Below are 15189 nucleotides of genomic sequence, written 5' to 3' on the forward strand. Positions count from 1 at the left end.
CGTTATAATTTTTACTAACTTGTGTATGCCTCATCCCAGTTACCAGTTAAACCAGCTACTTCATATTCTGTTACGCGATTTTCAAAGAAATTGGTATGATCAGCGCCATTTAAGATCCATTCTAACCAAGTTAGAGGGTTTTTTTCTATGTTATATATTTCTTTAAGCCCTAGCTGCGTAAGGCGTCTGTCTGTAATATGGCGTATATACGCTTTTACTTCATTAGCATTTAGTCCTTCGATTGTTCCTAGTTCATATGCCAAGTCAATAAATTTATCTTCTAATTCTACAGCTTTGCTAGCCATTAGGTAGATTTCTTTTTTAAAATCATTATCGACAATATAAGGATTTTCCTGGCAGTAGATTCTAAATAAAGCAGCGTTACCCTCTACGTGCATTGACTCATCACGTATTGACCATTCAACTACTTTACCCATACCTTTCATTTTCCCAAAACGCTGGAAATTTAGTAGCATAGCAAAAGAAGCAAACAAAGCAACTCCTTCATTAAATACAGTTTTAGCTAAACACAATCCTAAACCGCGACGAGTAGTTGGATCAGCATCCATCATAAAGTCGATTTTATCTGTCATTGCTTTATACTCTAAAAAAGCATGGTATTCTGAATCAGGTAGCCCTAAAGTATCGTTAAGTAAAGCATATGCTCTTTGGTGTATACCTTCCCTAGCCGCAAATGAACCTAGCATATTTCTAATCTCATTGTTTTTGAATGCTGGTATAAATTGATCATAATAATTTTGGCCAACTGCAACATCTGACTGGGTAAAAAGTCTGAGAATATTTGTAATATATTCTTTTTCTACTTTTGAGATTTTACCATTTTTCCAGTCTGTAACATCTTCTGACAAGTCAATTTCGTCTTCTATCCAGTGAGCTTTTTCGTGTTTAACTGTTAGATCAACAGCCCAAGGGTAGTTAAAAGGTTTGTATGTCTTTGAGAAAGTTGTAAGTGAAGATCCTTTAACCCTAGCGATTACCTCGCCAGCTCTAGTCATTAGATTATCATAACCACCAATATGGACACCACCTACAAAAATTTGTGGAACAGTTCTAACATGCTCCTCTATTAATAGGATATTTTTATTTACATCATTATAAAATTTTGCTCTTTCGGTATCATCATCAAGGGTAATTTGTGTAAATGGAATATCATTAGCACCAAACCAGCTTTTTGCTAAATCACAGAAAGGACAATTAGTTTTTGTATATATTTTTACTTCCACATTATTACCTATTTATTACCTAGAATCTTACTTTCATTAGCTTGTAGATCCGTAAAACCGCCAATATGCTCATTATCTATAAAAATCTGGGGTACTGTTCTAATATGCGTTTTTACCTTACCGCTTTGATTCATTTTGTCGTAAAAATCATTACGTTCTTGGTTATTATCAAGAATAGTTTCTTGATAACTAATACCGTTTTGATCAAACCATTGTTTTGCTTTAATACAAAATGGACAACCAGTTTTAGTATATATTTTAACTTTCATAGTTTTATCCTTCACATGCGATACATTCACTTTCAGACTGTTTGACTTCTGAAAATTCTACAAGCCTTTGTTTTTCTACTTTTTTAGATATATTTTCAGCTCTATTGGAGGTTTCTGTTCTTAGGTAATATAAACCTTTACAGCCATATTTCCAAGCATTAAAGTGCACTTTATGTAAATACGCTCGAGATGCTCCAGCAGGGAAAAATACGTTTAAAGATTGACCCTGGCATAAGTATTTTTGACGTGTGCCACCTAAGTATACTAGCCAATCTTGGTCCATCTCAATAGCAGTTTTAAATACTTCTTTTATTTCTTTACTTAAGAAATCTAATTGTTGAATAGAACCTCCGTTGGTTATAATCTCTGACCAAATTTCTTCTGTATTTTTGCCTAGTTTCTCTAGTTCTTGTTCCAAATATTTATTTTTATTTAAATGGGAACCTACTCTTGTCCTAGATGTAAAAGCATTAGCTTTCCAAGGTTCTATACTAGGAGAGGTATTTAGTATTAAGGAACTATTAGCATTAGGAGCAATCGCAAGTAAATGCGCATTCCTACGTCCAGTACCTGCCATATCCGGAGCTTCACCTTTTTCTCTACCTAACTCTAAAGTTTCCTCAACAGCTTGTTTTTTTATTCTTTTAAAAATTTCTTCATTTATTTTTTCAGCTTCTTTAGATTCAAATGGTATTCTATGTAGTTGTAAATAAGAATGAAAACCCATAGCTCCAAGCCCTAAACTTCTCTCACGAGAGGCGCTATATCTTGCTTTAGATATTTCATCACCAGCGTGATCTATGAAAAACTGTAAAACATTATCTAAAAACCTAATTAAATCTTTAATTAAAGTTGTATCTTTCCATTCATCATATTTTTCCAAGTTTACGGAAGATAAGCAGCAAACAGCTGTGCGCTTTTCATCTGTTACAAGATGAATCTCGTTACATAGATTTGACCCTTTAATAGTTAAGCCAAGTTCTTTTTGAGCTTTTGGTAGAGCTCTATTAGCAGTATCTATAAAGTTTAAGTATGGTTCACCTGTACGGTAACGAGTTTCTAGTATAGTTTCCCAAAGCTTGCGTGCTTTTATAATATCTCTAATAGATTTATCATCAGGGTCAACTAGTTTCCAATCATCATTGTTGGCAACAGCTTGCATAAATTCATCGGTTAAGTTTACAGCATGATGTAGGTTTAGACATTTTCTATTTACATCACCAGTAGGTACACGAATACCTAAAAATTCAATTATATCTGGATGCGATATATCCATGTATGCTGCATAAGAACCTTTACGAGTCTTACCTTGGCGGTATGCAACCATATCAGCATCCACTGTATGCATAAAAGGAATAGGTCCTGGAGCCTTATCAGAAACAGATCTAACTCTTGACCAGTGACCGCCAACACCACCACCTTTTACTGACAACCATCTTAGTTCAGATGAGTGTTCAATTAAACCTTCTAAGGAGTCTGGCACATAAGATAAAAAGCAACTGATAGGTAAAGATTTAATTTTAGCTCCAGGAAGAGGGGCGTTTGAGAGCACTGGAGAAGCAAACATGAACCAACCATTAGAAGCTGCATTGTATATACGTTGTGCTAGATTAGTATCCCCAAAAGAGTATGCTATAGCAGCTCTAGCAAAAGCATATTGAGGAGATGGTTCATTATCTAAACAATAGTAATTAGTAAGTAATTGTTGAGCTTGTAGAGAAAGCTCTTGGTCTTTAGCGACATCTATGTTTATGCCTAAGTAGTTTTCTTTAGTCATAAAAACCCTATTAATAAATTAACAAATAAATCAAAACTATACCAAATAAGTATAGTTGACATTTTACGTTAAGATTCTATCAACTTTTTAGGATTTTAAAAATAGCAAAAAAGGAAATATTCTTCTTGACATTGCTAGAGGTATTTTAAAAGCTAAGTAACATAAAGGATTAGAAGGAGAAGCAAAAAATTATTTAGCTAAAATTGCTGTTGCTGCTTTATTTAAATCTTTAACAGCATTGATTGATACTTGGAGATTTTCTCTTTCTGTATCTGAGATTTCTACTTCTATAGCTCTAACACCATTTGCAGAAATTTCAGTAGGAACACCAACAAATAAGTCCTCGTCAAGACCATACATACCAGCTTTTACCTTAGTTGCACATGGTAGAATCATTTTTTTGTCCTTTAAATAACTTTCTGCCATTTGGATACCAGCAGCAGCAGGAGCATAATATGCTGAACCTGTTTTTAGTAAAGCAACAATTTCACCACCACCACTTCTAGTCCTAGCAACTATAGCATCTAACCTTTCTTGAGTAATTTTACCTTCTTGTACTAGACGCTCAAGTGAAACACCTGCCACATTAGACATTTTAGTAAGAGGAACCATAGTATCACCGTGCCCACCCATTACGTAAGCTTGGACTTGTTGAACAGATACATTTAATTCATCTGCCAAGAAAGTTCTAAACCTAGCGGAATCTAGTACACCAGCCATACCAACTATTTTATTATCTGGGGCACCAGAAAACTTTTGTAACATATTAACCATAATGTCTAAAGGATTTGTAATACAAATTATGAATGCATTAGGGCAGTTGTGTTTAATACCTTCACCAACAGCTTGCATAACTTTGATATTGATACCTAAAAGATCATCACGGGACATACCTGGTTTTCTTGGTACACCAGCAGTTACTATAACTACATCAGAATTTTCTAAATCTCTATAATCATTTGTTCCTTTAACTTTAAAATCAACACCCTCAATTGGGCAGGTTTGTGCTAAATCTAGAGCTTTACCTTGAGGCATACCTTCAGCAATATCAAACAAAACAACATCACCTAGTTGTTTGATAAGCGCCAAATGAGCTAAAGTTCCACCAATATGACCTGCACCGATAAGAGCTATTTTCTTTCTAGACATTGAATCTCCTTTATTTTAGTTAAATAAGACAAGCAGATTATAACATAATACATTGTTAAGTTAACTAATTAAAATTTTTGCCTAAATTCGTATTTATAAATTCGTATTTATAAGTATAATGGGTACCTAAAAGTAAAGAGTAATCTTACTAACCATGTTAAAGAGATATATAAACAATATAGGATTATTCCTCGGTATAATTGGTTTGATAGTCTTTGTGTTTGGATTTGCCGAGAAAGGTATTCTTGAGAAAAATTTGGCGGTACTATATGCCACACTTTTATTATTCGTATCAGCATTGATTCAGAAAGAACCTTTTTTTACTGGTTTGGAAGGTATAGCACTTATATGCGCAAATACTGTGTTTTGGCAGGTTGATCAGGTTTATAGTCTGATAATTTTTGTTGGTTTGTGTTTTGTGTTTACTATGTGGTATTTTGCTAGGTACAAATTAAACTTTGCTAGGGCTAGTGCTTTTATTGGTTTAGTCTCCTTATGTTTAGGGATTGTGCTTGTAAGAAATGAATTTATGGTAGTTTGTGGTGTATTCTTGGCTATTTATGCTGTTTTTTCTATACGACAAGGTTTTACTGTAAGTTGGGTTTTTCTTGTGTTAAATATTTTATTTACCGTAGTTGCAGTAACTTCTTTATATGGGTTTTATTAGTAAAAATATAGTTTTAAGAAGGTTTACGTTTTATGAGAAAGTTATCGTTTTTAGATAGAGTTATAGAAGAGCTTGATAGCTACACAAAATTTACAAAATCTCAACTTAATCCTACTAGAGAATCTCCTAGTAAAAATGTACAAGAGCAACAGTTAACTCAAGCAGAAAAAAAACATTCTGCAGGTTTGATAAGAGTTGATTATACAGGGGAGATATGTGCTCAAGGGCTATATCGTGGACAAGCCGCAGTAGCTAAATCAGCAGAAACAAAGTCCCATTTATATCAGGCGGCTGATGAAGAATATGACCATTTATCTTGGTGTAGTCAAAGGCTTAAAGAGCTAGATGCAAAACCAAGCTTACTTAACCCTTTTTGGTATTGGACATCGTTTGGAATAGGCGCCACAGCCGGAGCTATGAGTGACAGTTTAAGTTATGGTTTTGTAGTAGAAACAGAAAAACAAGTAATGAAACATTTAGATTCACATTTAAAAAGTTTACCTGTAAATGATAATCGTTCTAGGGAAATCTTAAAGCAGATGTATATTGATGAAGCAGAACATGCTGTAAAGGCGGAGAAAGCTGGAGCAAAAAAACTTCCCAAGCCAGTTAGATTTATGATGAAATTCCAATCTAAAGTTATGACTACATTGGCTTATAGATTTTAGATATTAAAATGATTAATTCATACAGCTTAGTTAAATATTGAAATTATTGCCCACTATTTCTTTAATAACAACTCCAGCTATAGTTAACCCAAAAATAGACGGCATATAACTAAGAGTACCATTAATTGCTCTAGATCGACCTTGTTGGTTTAGTTGTGGTTCTTTGGGTGGTAATGGAGCTATACCTTTTTCAGTAGAAAATACAGTTTTTATACCTTTTTTAACTTTTTGTTTTTTCAGGCGTGTTCTCATAGCACGAGCTAAAGCACAGACATCAGTTTTATAAATGTCAGTAATTTTAATTTGTGTAGGGTCTGTTTTGCCTCCAGCCCCCATGCTTGATATCGTTTTTATTCCTAACTCATGTGAGGTTTTTACTAAGCTAACTTTAGCATTTAAAGTATCAATAGCATCTATTACATAATCATATTTTTCTGCAGTAAGTAGAATATGTATATTTTCAGAGTTAATAAAAGTCTGCATGGCGTTGACTTGACATTTAGGATTTATATCTAGAATCCTCTCTCTCATAATTTCTACTTTAGGCTTACCAATAGTACTATGTAAGGCAATAAGTTGGCGATTAATATTAGAGGGGTCTACTATATCCATATCAATTATTGTTAATTTTCCAACACCAGCTCTGGCAAGTGCCTCAATAACAAAAGATCCTACACCGCCACATCCAGCTATAAAGATATTTGCAGTTTCTAGTTTTTCTAAACCTTTGGCACTAACTAATATTTTTGTCCTTTCTGTAATTGCTTGTATCATAAATTTATATGTAAACCTTATTTAAATCCTTTATATCATTAACTTTACGAATTTTAGGTTTAGCTACTTCAGAGTATTCAAAAGAAGACGTTTGACTCAATGGAAGTACTATTTTTTTATTCATGTTAAATTAGGAGCTGACTTATATTATATATCCTATATTTTAGCAGTAAGCTTTAAAAAAATCTTTAAATATATTGAGGTAAATATAGTTGACATAGGAGTAATTAATAAGCAAAATTAGTGCGTTAAATTAATAATCTTTGAAAGAACCATAAACCTATAAATGGAGGATGTAATTATGGTATTAGTAGGTAAAAAAGCACCTGTTTTTAATGCACCAGCAGTATTAGGAAATGGTGAAATTGTGGATAACTACGATTTTGCAAACGCTATCCAAGGTAAATATGCAGTAGTAGTATTTTACCCTTTAGATTTTACATTCGTTTGTCCATCTGAGCTAATAGCTCTAGATAAAAGAACAGCTAAATTAAAACAGCTAGGAGTTGAAGTAGTTTCTGTATCTATAGACTCTCACTTTACGCATAATGCTTGGAGAAATACTCCAATTAACGAAGGTGGTATTGGTCCAGTTAGTTATACTATGGTTGCCGATATTAACCAAAAAATCGTAAAAGATTACGATGTCCAAGCAGAAGGCGGTATGGCTTTTAGAGGTACCTTTTTGATCGATAAAAAGGGGGTTGTACGTCATCAAGTTGTTAATGATCTTCCATTAGGTAGAAATATGGATGAAGTTATAAGAATGGTTGAAGCTCTACAGTTCCATGAGCAACATGGTGAAGTATGTCCAGCTGGTTGGAATAAGGGCGATCAAGGTATGAAAGCTTCTCCAAAAGGTGTTGCTGAATATTTAGCTGATCACGTTGAAGATCTATAGTCCAAACGTTTATTTTATTTTTTATAAAAATTTTATTTAAATTTGTATTTCTAAACAATAAAATGCTAGAAATATTCTAGTAAGCTGTATAGATGAAAAAACCATATTTAATTATAGGTATGCTTGTATTTAGCAACCTTATTTATGCAGCTAATAATTTTTCTGATAATAATCCAAAATCACAACCTACAAAAGATCAACCATCAATTGAAAACAAGTCTGTAGTGGATGTAATTGAGCAACAAGAAGGAGAAACATTTGTTCCAACCACTAGCTTTGATATAGGTAAAATTATATTAGATTACACACGCCTTAATGCAGTTAAGTTACCGTATTATCAAGCTATAGATAATAACGTGATATTTTCTCAAGCAATGATGAATACACAGCAAGAAACTGCAGATCCTTTGTTTATAATGCTATCTCGCCAGAATGGACTTTTGAAAGATGATTATCTTTATGTTGGTGGAACAGCCTCATTTTTACCGATGTGGGGTATAAACAACATTAGTAACCAAAATTTAAACTCTATAAATAATTATAATTTTGAGTATTATATGTTAAGTAGTTTGGGTGAGTGGACCTCTGTTTTTGCATCTATAAATGTTTATACTGATAATGGTGATTGGAATGTAAATCCTGGAGGCATTTATTTCCTGCTAGGGGATTTAAAACGCCTACCAGTGTTTACATATGTAGCTCTATCTACAGTTAATTTTGGTAACTTTGATGAAACTACTAACTTTATATCAACACTTACTAGACTATATTTTATGCAGTCTGGTGGTAATGTAAACATGTCGTATAATAAAGATGGTTTACAGGCAAATGTGGTATTTTTAGCACCATCTAAAAATCAATTTCTACAAGTAGCAAATGCTTATAATGGTAGTGCAAAACTTGGTTTTTCTGTGAACATGAAATATACTTATGATTTAAATACAGTAGGGGATTACTGGTATTTTGGTTCAGCTTACTCGAATGTTTCAGGGTTTACAAATAAAAACAATGATAACGTTGGGGTTGTAGACTTTAACTTTGGGGTTAGTGTAAGTGACTTAGAATTTATGAGCGAATTTATTTTTACTGATAAAGGAGTAGATAAAACTACAAATGTTTCTGGATCTTTTAATTTAAAAGAAGGTTTTTATACTTCATTGTTTCCAAACCTAAATACGAATAATTTTTTATCATCTGGTGGGCAGGTATATTCGTGGTCATTACAGTTAAATTATACTACAAGATTTTATAGTAAAGATTTGGTACCATATGTTAGTTACTCCCAAATACAGCAGTCTAGTACCAATTATGCAACTCTTATAGATACGGGTTTTAGATATAACACTTTTGCAGATGCTTGGCTTGGTTTTAGTTTTAGTTATATCAATGCTCAAGCAAATACATCTCTTCAGCGAGATAACTTATTATCGCTATATTTAAGGATTTTTATATAGAAAAATACAATTACTTTTATGTTAAAATAGTTTATACCTAATCATTATAAAGTTATAAAAATATGCAAAATTTACCAGAATGCTCTAAGTGCCAGTCTCAATATGTTTATCAAGTTAATGATCTGTTAATTTGTCCAGAGTGTGGTTATGAATGGAAAGTAGATGAAGTTAAAAATGAAGAGGATAAACTTATAGTCAAAGATTCAAACGGTAATTTGTTGCAAGATGGTGATACTATTACAGTTATTAAAGACCTTAAGCTAAAAGGTTCTTCGCAAGTCATAAAAGTAGGTACAAAAGTTAAAGGTATCCGTTTAGTTGAAGGTGACCATGATATTGATTGTAAAGTCGATGGAATTGGAGCTATAAAACTAAAATCACAGTTTGTTAAGAAAATATAATTACCATATTTTTTAGTAATTTTATTTTTTAAAGTGGCCGCCAGTCATTTGTGTGAATGTTTCAGAATCTTTATTATTTTTTCCTCTAAATGAAACACAAGTATGTTTAGCTGTTATTTTTACAGACACATCTTCTGTTTTAAGTATAAATTTAAGCGTTTCAAATATTTGAGCAGTCATTCTTTCTTGAATTTGTGGACGTCTTGAAAAAAAATCACAGATACTGTTTATACGACATAAGCCAATAATATTATTATCTTTTGGGATAAATGAAACTTCTGCAGTCCCTTCAAATGGTACAAAGTGATGTTCACAAAAAGACATTATATTAATATGTTTTTGTGTAAGTATACCATCATACCTAAATTCATTTTCATATAAACCACAAGCAGGAAAATTACCATAGTCTAAACCATAAAAAATCTCTTGAGTGAACATTCGAGCTATTCTATGTGGAGTTTTCTCAAATTCGATACTAGTTAATCTTAAGGCCGTTAGAATTTCTTGATAAGCGTTTGAAATAGTTTCTACCTGTTTGGACTTGTCTACATTTAAGTCTCTATATGATTCTAGTCCTTTTGTTATTAGATGCTTTTGTATTTGTAAACCTAGCTCTTTGTCATATGTTGTTTTCATTAGATTTGAGTAAGATAAAAGTTCCTAAAGCAATTATATTATGTAATAGCTTGTAAATAAATCTAACTAATACTTTTATAAATGATAATATAGTATGACTAAATATTAAAAGGATACAAATGTCTACTAATTTTACTAAATTAGGGCTTTCAACACAGATATGTAAAGCTCTAGAAACTAAAGGTTATACAAATCCAACACCAATCCAAGAGAAATCTATCCCTCTTATATTAAAAGATAATGACTTAATGGCAAGCGCACAGACTGGTACAGGTAAAACAGCTGCATTTACATTACCAATTATTGAAAAACTAATAAACCAGCCTAAAGCTAGACCTAATACAACTAAAGTTCTTATTCTAACACCAACGAGGGAACTAGCAGCTCAAATAGAAGATCAAGTTAGTATATATGCTGCAAATACGCATATCCGTTCTACAGTAGTATTTGGTGGGGTAAGTATTAATCCTCAAATGATGAAATTAAGAAAAGGAGTAGAAATTCTAATAGCGACACCTGGTAGATTACTAGACTTATATAGTCAAAATGCTATTAAATTTACTGACTTAAATACCTTGGTTTTAGATGAAGCTGATAGAATGCTTGATATGGGTTTTATTCATGACTTAAAAAGAATCCATAAGCTTTTGCCTAAGAAGATACAAACACTAATGTTTTCAGCTACTTTTTCTGCAGAGATAAAAGATTTAGCACAAAGTTTTTTAAATAACCCTAAATTTGTTTCTGCTGATGTTGCTAATACAACTGTAGAAAAAATAGCTCAAAGTATTATAACTGTAGATAAGTCACAAAAGGTTAATGCTTTGATAGCCCTAATCAAAAGAGATAATTGGAATCAAGTATTAGTATTCTCACGTACAAAGCATGGAGCTAATAAGATAGCTGAGAAGCTTAATGATGCAGATATAAAAGCTAGTGCTATCCATGGTAATAAAAGTCAAACAGCTAGGACTAAAGCCTTAGCGGATTTTAAATCTAATTTGATAAATGTTTTAGTAGCTACAGATATAGCTGCTAGGGGTATAGACATTCAACAGTTACCGTACGTTATAAATCTAGATCTACCGAGCGTTGCCGAAGATTACGTACATCGTATAGGTAGAACAGCAAGGGCAGGCCAAACTGGAATAGCTGTATCATTAGTAAGTGCTGATGAAGTTGAGCTACTATCAAATATCGAACATCTAATAGGACACTTGTTACCGCGTGAAGAACTTGAAGGCTTTGAAGCTCAACATAATGTGCCTACTACAAGCATGGCTAGAAAAACAAAGGCTAAGAAAGTAGATGAGGTAAAGATTATTGCAGCAAAAAGAGCAAACAAAAGTAAAAAATCATCAACTCATAACAAAGATTTTTCTAAATTAATTAGACAAAAAATCCATGCTAATAAAAGTGTGAGGGCTAGGCAAAATTAGAAATTAAGGAGTGTAGTAAGTAAGTGGTGGATTAGCGAAAGTTGTTCCAAGTAATGAAGTCTCATACATGAAAGGATCTATGCTTTTCAGGTTAACTAATAGACTTTCTCGTTCTTTTTTATTTGATAAGTTGGTATATTCAATATCCACTTCTCTAAACTTTTGTAGAGATTTATTTGCAAGATTATCATCCTCCATTTGTTTATAAAACGTTTGTAAACCTTCTAATATTTTAGTCATACCTGAATTATCATGGACGTTTATTTTTTTAGAAAATAAGAAGTTACCCGCGAATTTTCTATATTCACCATCTTGCTTAGCAAAATTTATTATTTCGACAATTATACGATTTGCTATCCTATTTAACATATCAAGATCTTTAGCGTCTGATATATCTTCGTCCTTAATAATAGCTGCGATCCTCCTGTGAAAACACATTATTCTATTAAAACCTGTCTTTCCATGATGATGTTTTATTCCATGGAATGATTTTTGTTCATAATTATCTAAATAGTCGCTTAATGAATAAGAAAGTAAAGCATTTTTCAAAGAGAGAACTTCAAATTTTGATCCTATTAGATCATTTTTTATACTGTCTCTGTAATATTTTAAATCACTTTTGTAGTCGTCATTAAAGTTATTCATATATGCTTTCTTAAAGCTTCGATATTCGGTGTTTTCTATTTGACCATTGTAGTTATGTATAGCGATTTTATTATCGGGCTGTTTTTTACCATGTTTAAAATGTAACTCATCTGCTGACCTTTTAAAAGCATATTGTCTGCCTCGTGTTGATACATCGTTTATGTTAAAAACATTTTTTGAATTTTTTGTTAATTCAATAGCAGAGCATGCGTTATCATACGCTATGACCGATGTTTTTTTAAAATTATACTGATGCAATCTTTCCATTAATGAAGAAGCAAAATCTTTAGGCTCGACTTTGATTCCGCTGTCATTGTCAATTTGACTAATCATAAGAAAGATTTGGAGATTATTTCTGGACGAATTAGAAATATATTTATATAGTATCTCTGCTATATTAGAAGCTGGAATACAACATAATTCTAATTTATCTTGCTTAGGAACTTTAATATATTGTTTAATAAAAGTCTCACCTATAGTCCCACCTATACCTTGTGCGGATATATAAATTCTAGAAAATGGTTCGAGCATTCTTAACTTTTTTGCCATTAACCCTTCCGCAATCTCACAATTATTTTTATCTCTTTCAATATTTAGTTCTTTGTTTAGAATACTACTAAAATAAGGAAAATTTATCCTAATAAATGGAATTTCATGGTTCAGTAGAGCTTTACGTTTGTGGTCACTGTGCATCTTAATTGTATACTCACGATCAAGATTTTTATCTTTTTGATAAAAGTAGGATTTTTTAGTTTCACTATTTGTTCCACTCATATCTCCATGAAATGATATAAATAAAGCTTGTCTAAATTTCATATAATTATTTAATCCCTATAAATTTTATCGTTTTAAAAAATTATATAATAATTAAATTAAATATACTACACGTGGAATATATATTAATCAAAATAATTTTTAATATTTTTATGATTATATGATAAATTTTAAATAGAAACACTGTTAATGATTATTATATAACCCCTGGTATATATGATGAATTTGGACCATGGTATTTGTTAATCACGATATTATTATTTCCTACATTTTCTATAAAGTATGTATCTTCATCGTGACTACAGGAACTAGATGAAGTTAAGTAACATTTATCAGAAACGCGCCAAGTATCACACATTTGACAGGTAGGAAAACCCCAGTGTTCATAATTAATATATCCTTTACCTACTGCAGGGTAACTGATTTTTAGTCTATCGAAAGGCACTCTTGGCTCTGCTTCTTGATAGCTATTAATAGGACCCACGACATCTACATATGCTACTGTTTTTTGACCCACACCTGAGTCACAATGCATAGAGAAACTAGAGTTTGTTTGTTTACTTAACTTACAACTTGACCCAATAGTATTATCGTACTCAAATTTGGTATTTTTAGCTACTTCTGGACTAAGAGATACATGTACATCCATTTCTCCAGCATATAGAGCTGATATTAATGTTAAAAAAGCTAGTATTATTTTTTTCATTTTTGTTTGAGTCACACTCCATTTTTGTTTTTTATTTATTTTATCATTAAAAAATAATTTATCAACATTTAATTTTATAGAGTCAAAATATTAAAAAGTTAAAAATTTTTTAATATTAAAATATATTCACAATAATAGTTGAATAATTTACATTTAATATGTATTATCTAAAATTTAGATTATATATTTAACTAAATTTAAAAATATATGTTTAAAAAAATAATTAATTCAATATAAGGAAAAATATGAAATATAAGAAAACGAAATTATTTGTTGTACTCTTTATGGGTCTATCTTTTTCAAAACTATATGCTGGAAGTAAAGGTTCTGAATTATGTGTTATTAATCAATACTCGCATCCTATAACTATTAAGCAAGTAGATTTTAACCCTAGCGACTGGGAGAATAAAAATACTCAAATAAGAGATAATTTTCAAGGCAAAACTATCTTAGAGGGAGAAAGAGTTTGTTCTCACTTAGAATTAAACAAGTCATTTTGGTCTAACGATGTTTCAGGACCATATACGATGTACATCCAAACAGGGAATGATAACACACTAATTTTTTCGACCAACCAAAATTTAGCTTTTAATCCAGGACCATTTACAAAAAACATTTCATTAAAGCAAGCTAGTGCTCTCGATGATTCTGTTTTCTTAGTAGGATCTGAAGAAAGGCTTTCTATATATATAAGGGCAGCTAAGCCTGATAATACTAATTGGATGGAGCAGTTAATTAAGCAAAACCCTCATCTACTTCTAAACCAATTAGTTATGCCTGCAACTCATGATTCTGGAGTATATCAAAGCTCTATTAGATTCAGCGATAATCCAAGTATTAGTGAGGTCGTTGTTAGTTCTATAGCACGTAAACATCCTGAATGGTATTTTACAAATGACTTAAACATAACAGAGCAGCTTCGCTCAGGAATCCGCTTCTTTGACGTTAGAGTTGGCATGTTTAATGGTAAAGAGATGGCACTTTTCCATCAGAATTATGAATGGGGTCATGGTTATGGTATTTCATTTAAACAGTTTCTAGAAGATGTAGAAAACTTCATAAAAAATGAAGGAAAAAATGAAACTATATTTTTATACCTAAGCCATATTGAAACGGACGAAAGTAGTACTGCTACAATAAAAGCTGTTGATAAAAAACAAATGATATCAACTTTAAAAGATGAATTAGATCAATACTTTTATAAACAAGAAGATAGTAATTCTTTGTATGATGTTACCTTATCTGAGTTAAAGGGTAAAATTGTACCATTATTAAGTAAACAAGAGCTTAGTTCATATATAGATCCAAAAGAGGGATTATGGGGATATGTTGCACATCCAAACTTTAATCCATCAGATAGTTATACTATATATGACAGATACTCAGAAACTGCATCATCTAACACTTTAATTACGGATCAGAATAATAAGTTAGAAAATTTTGGAGGACTAGATAATTATTACTGGTTCTTATACAGTTTTACACTTACTGGAAATTCAGATATTTTGGATATAAGATCACTAGCTGCTAGAGCAAACTATATATTACCTCAACAGATTCATAAAATGAGTCAAGCAGAGATGAAAAAAGCTAACATTGTATCTTATGACTTCGTTAATACTTGGCAAAATAAGCAAATAATAGATCTAAATTTTAGTTAGTATAAGATGTAAAAGTCTAGACAT

General features: G+C 31.6%; 15 protein-coding genes. 7 read left to right on the forward strand and 8 right to left on the reverse strand.

Annotation, left to right across the window (positions count from 1 at the left end; genetic code table 11):
• Positions 1-14: 14 nt before the first annotated feature.
• From SD28_RS05065 to mdh, 4 genes are all read right to left on the reverse strand, one after another.
• Positions 15-1244: a ribonucleotide-diphosphate reductase subunit beta gene (locus SD28_RS05065; RefSeq protein WP_039124745.1), complete on the reverse strand. Its 1230-nt coding sequence runs from the start codon at positions 1242-1244 to the stop codon at positions 15-17.
• Between the two features lie 8 nt (positions 1245-1252).
• Positions 1253-1513: a glutaredoxin gene (locus SD28_RS05070; RefSeq protein ID WP_039124746.1), complete on the reverse strand. Its 261-nt coding sequence runs from the start codon at positions 1511-1513 to the stop codon at positions 1253-1255.
• A gap of 4 nt (positions 1514-1517) precedes the next feature.
• Positions 1518-3290 carry a ribonucleoside-diphosphate reductase subunit alpha gene (locus tag SD28_RS05075; protein ID WP_039124747.1) on the reverse strand — a complete coding sequence of 591 codons (1773 nt, stop codon included), beginning with the start codon at positions 3288-3290 and terminating at the stop codon, positions 1518-1520.
• Between the two features lie 189 nt (positions 3291-3479).
• Positions 3480-4439 carry a malate dehydrogenase gene (gene mdh, locus SD28_RS05080; protein ID WP_039124748.1) on the reverse strand — a complete coding sequence of 320 codons (960 nt, stop codon included), beginning with the start codon at positions 4437-4439 and terminating at the stop codon, positions 3480-3482.
• A gap of 154 nt (positions 4440-4593) precedes the next feature.
• Between mdh and SD28_RS05085 the strand changes: the two genes are divergently transcribed.
• Together SD28_RS05085 and coq7 are read left to right on the forward strand one after the other, a co-directional pair.
• Complete coding sequence (locus SD28_RS05085) at positions 4594-5106, forward strand: hypothetical protein (protein WP_039124749.1); 513 nt, start codon at positions 4594-4596, stop codon at positions 5104-5106.
• Positions 5107-5138: 32 nt separating this feature from the next.
• Positions 5139-5774: a 2-polyprenyl-3-methyl-6-methoxy-1,4-benzoquinone monooxygenase gene (gene coq7 / locus SD28_RS05090; RefSeq protein WP_039124750.1), complete on the forward strand. Its 636-nt coding sequence runs from the start codon at positions 5139-5141 to the stop codon at positions 5772-5774.
• 30 nt (positions 5775-5804) lie between these two features.
• On the opposite strand, the gene SD28_RS05095 is transcribed toward coq7, so the two are convergent.
• Positions 5805-6548: a tRNA threonylcarbamoyladenosine dehydratase gene (locus SD28_RS05095; protein ID WP_039124752.1), complete on the reverse strand. Its 744-nt coding sequence runs from the start codon at positions 6546-6548 to the stop codon at positions 5805-5807.
• A gap of 301 nt (positions 6549-6849) precedes the next feature.
• On the opposite strand from SD28_RS05095, the gene SD28_RS05100 reads away from it, so the two are divergent.
• The 3 genes from SD28_RS05100 (at position 6850) to SD28_RS05110 (ending at position 9304) form a co-directional block, all read left to right on the forward strand.
• Positions 6850-7449: a peroxiredoxin gene (locus SD28_RS05100; RefSeq protein WP_039124754.1), complete on the forward strand. Its 600-nt coding sequence runs from the start codon at positions 6850-6852 to the stop codon at positions 7447-7449.
• A gap of 92 nt (positions 7450-7541) precedes the next feature.
• Positions 7542-8903, forward strand: a complete 1362-nt coding sequence (locus SD28_RS05105; RefSeq protein WP_039124756.1) for a hypothetical protein — start codon at positions 7542-7544, stop codon at positions 8901-8903.
• 62 nt (positions 8904-8965) lie between these two features.
• Positions 8966-9304 (forward strand): zinc ribbon domain-containing protein YjdM, encoded by a 339-nt coding sequence (locus SD28_RS05110; protein ID WP_039124759.1) that lies wholly within the window; start codon positions 8966-8968, stop codon positions 9302-9304.
• A 21-nt stretch (positions 9305-9325) separates the two neighbouring features.
• Here the strand turns inward: SD28_RS05110 and folE are convergent, their stop codons facing one another.
• Positions 9326-9940, reverse strand: coding sequence for a GTP cyclohydrolase I FolE (gene folE / locus SD28_RS05115; protein ID WP_039124761.1), 615 nt, complete (start codon positions 9938-9940; stop codon positions 9326-9328).
• A 119-nt stretch (positions 9941-10059) separates the two neighbouring features.
• Here folE and SD28_RS05120 point away from each other — a divergent pair, with 119 nt between their 5' ends.
• Positions 10060-11379, forward strand: coding sequence for a DEAD/DEAH box helicase (locus SD28_RS05120; protein ID WP_039124763.1), 1320 nt, complete (start codon positions 10060-10062; stop codon positions 11377-11379).
• A gap of 3 nt (positions 11380-11382) precedes the next feature.
• Here SD28_RS05120 and SD28_RS05125 read toward each other — a convergent pair whose 3' ends face one another.
• Both SD28_RS05125 and SD28_RS05130 read right to left on the reverse strand, forming a co-directional pair.
• A complete protein-coding gene (locus SD28_RS05125; protein ID WP_039124766.1) occupies positions 11383-12840 on the reverse strand; it encodes a hypothetical protein in 1458 nt (485 codons plus the stop codon).
• 154 nt (positions 12841-12994) lie between these two features.
• On the reverse strand, positions 12995-13504 hold the full coding sequence (locus tag SD28_RS05130) for a hypothetical protein (protein WP_039124768.1): 510 nt from the start codon (positions 13502-13504) through the stop codon (positions 12995-12997).
• Between the two features lie 245 nt (positions 13505-13749).
• Here SD28_RS05130 and SD28_RS05135 point away from each other — a divergent pair, with 245 nt between their 5' ends.
• Positions 13750-15165: a PI-PLC domain-containing protein gene (locus tag SD28_RS05135; protein ID WP_039124770.1), complete on the forward strand. Its 1416-nt coding sequence runs from the start codon at positions 13750-13752 to the stop codon at positions 15163-15165.
• Positions 15166-15189: the final 24 nt, after the last annotated feature.

The sequence above is a fragment of the Allofrancisella guangzhouensis genome, assembly GCF_000815225.1.
GTDB lineage: Bacteria > Pseudomonadota > Gammaproteobacteria > Francisellales > Francisellaceae > Francisella > Francisella guangzhouensis.

Bases quoted from the DNA above. Each gene is read 5' to 3' on its own strand.
- SD28_RS05070 (WP_039124746.1), bottom strand. From the start codon at position 1,513: ATGAAAGTTAAAATATATACTAAAACTGGTTGTCCATTTTGTATTAAA.
- SD28_RS05075 (WP_039124747.1), bottom strand. From the start codon at position 3,290: ATGACTAAAGAAAACTACTTAGGCATAAACATAGATGTCGCTAAAGAC.
- mdh (WP_039124748.1), bottom strand. From the start codon at position 4,439: ATGTCTAGAAAGAAAATAGCTCTTATCGGTGCAGGTCATATTGGTGGA.
- SD28_RS05085 (WP_039124749.1), top strand. From the start codon at position 4,594: ATGTTAAAGAGATATATAAACAATATAGGATTATTCCTCGGTATAATT.
- coq7 (WP_039124750.1), top strand. From the start codon at position 5,139: ATGAGAAAGTTATCGTTTTTAGATAGAGTTATAGAAGAGCTTGATAGC.
- SD28_RS05095 (WP_039124752.1), bottom strand. From the start codon at position 6,548: ATGATACAAGCAATTACAGAAAGGACAAAAATATTAGTTAGTGCCAAA.
- SD28_RS05100 (WP_039124754.1), top strand. From the start codon at position 6,850: ATGGTATTAGTAGGTAAAAAAGCACCTGTTTTTAATGCACCAGCAGTA.
- SD28_RS05105 (WP_039124756.1), top strand. From the start codon at position 7,542: ATGAAAAAACCATATTTAATTATAGGTATGCTTGTATTTAGCAACCTT.
- SD28_RS05110 (WP_039124759.1), top strand. From the start codon at position 8,966: ATGCAAAATTTACCAGAATGCTCTAAGTGCCAGTCTCAATATGTTTAT.
- folE (WP_039124761.1), bottom strand. From the start codon at position 9,940: ATGAAAACAACATATGACAAAGAGCTAGGTTTACAAATACAAAAGCAT.
- SD28_RS05120 (WP_039124763.1), top strand. From the start codon at position 10,060: ATGTCTACTAATTTTACTAAATTAGGGCTTTCAACACAGATATGTAAA.
- SD28_RS05125 (WP_039124766.1), bottom strand. From the start codon at position 12,840: ATGAAATTTAGACAAGCTTTATTTATATCATTTCATGGAGATATGAGT.
- SD28_RS05130 (WP_039124768.1), bottom strand. From the start codon at position 13,504: ATGAAAAAAATAATACTAGCTTTTTTAACATTAATATCAGCTCTATAT.
- SD28_RS05135 (WP_039124770.1), top strand. From the start codon at position 13,750: ATGAAATATAAGAAAACGAAATTATTTGTTGTACTCTTTATGGGTCTA.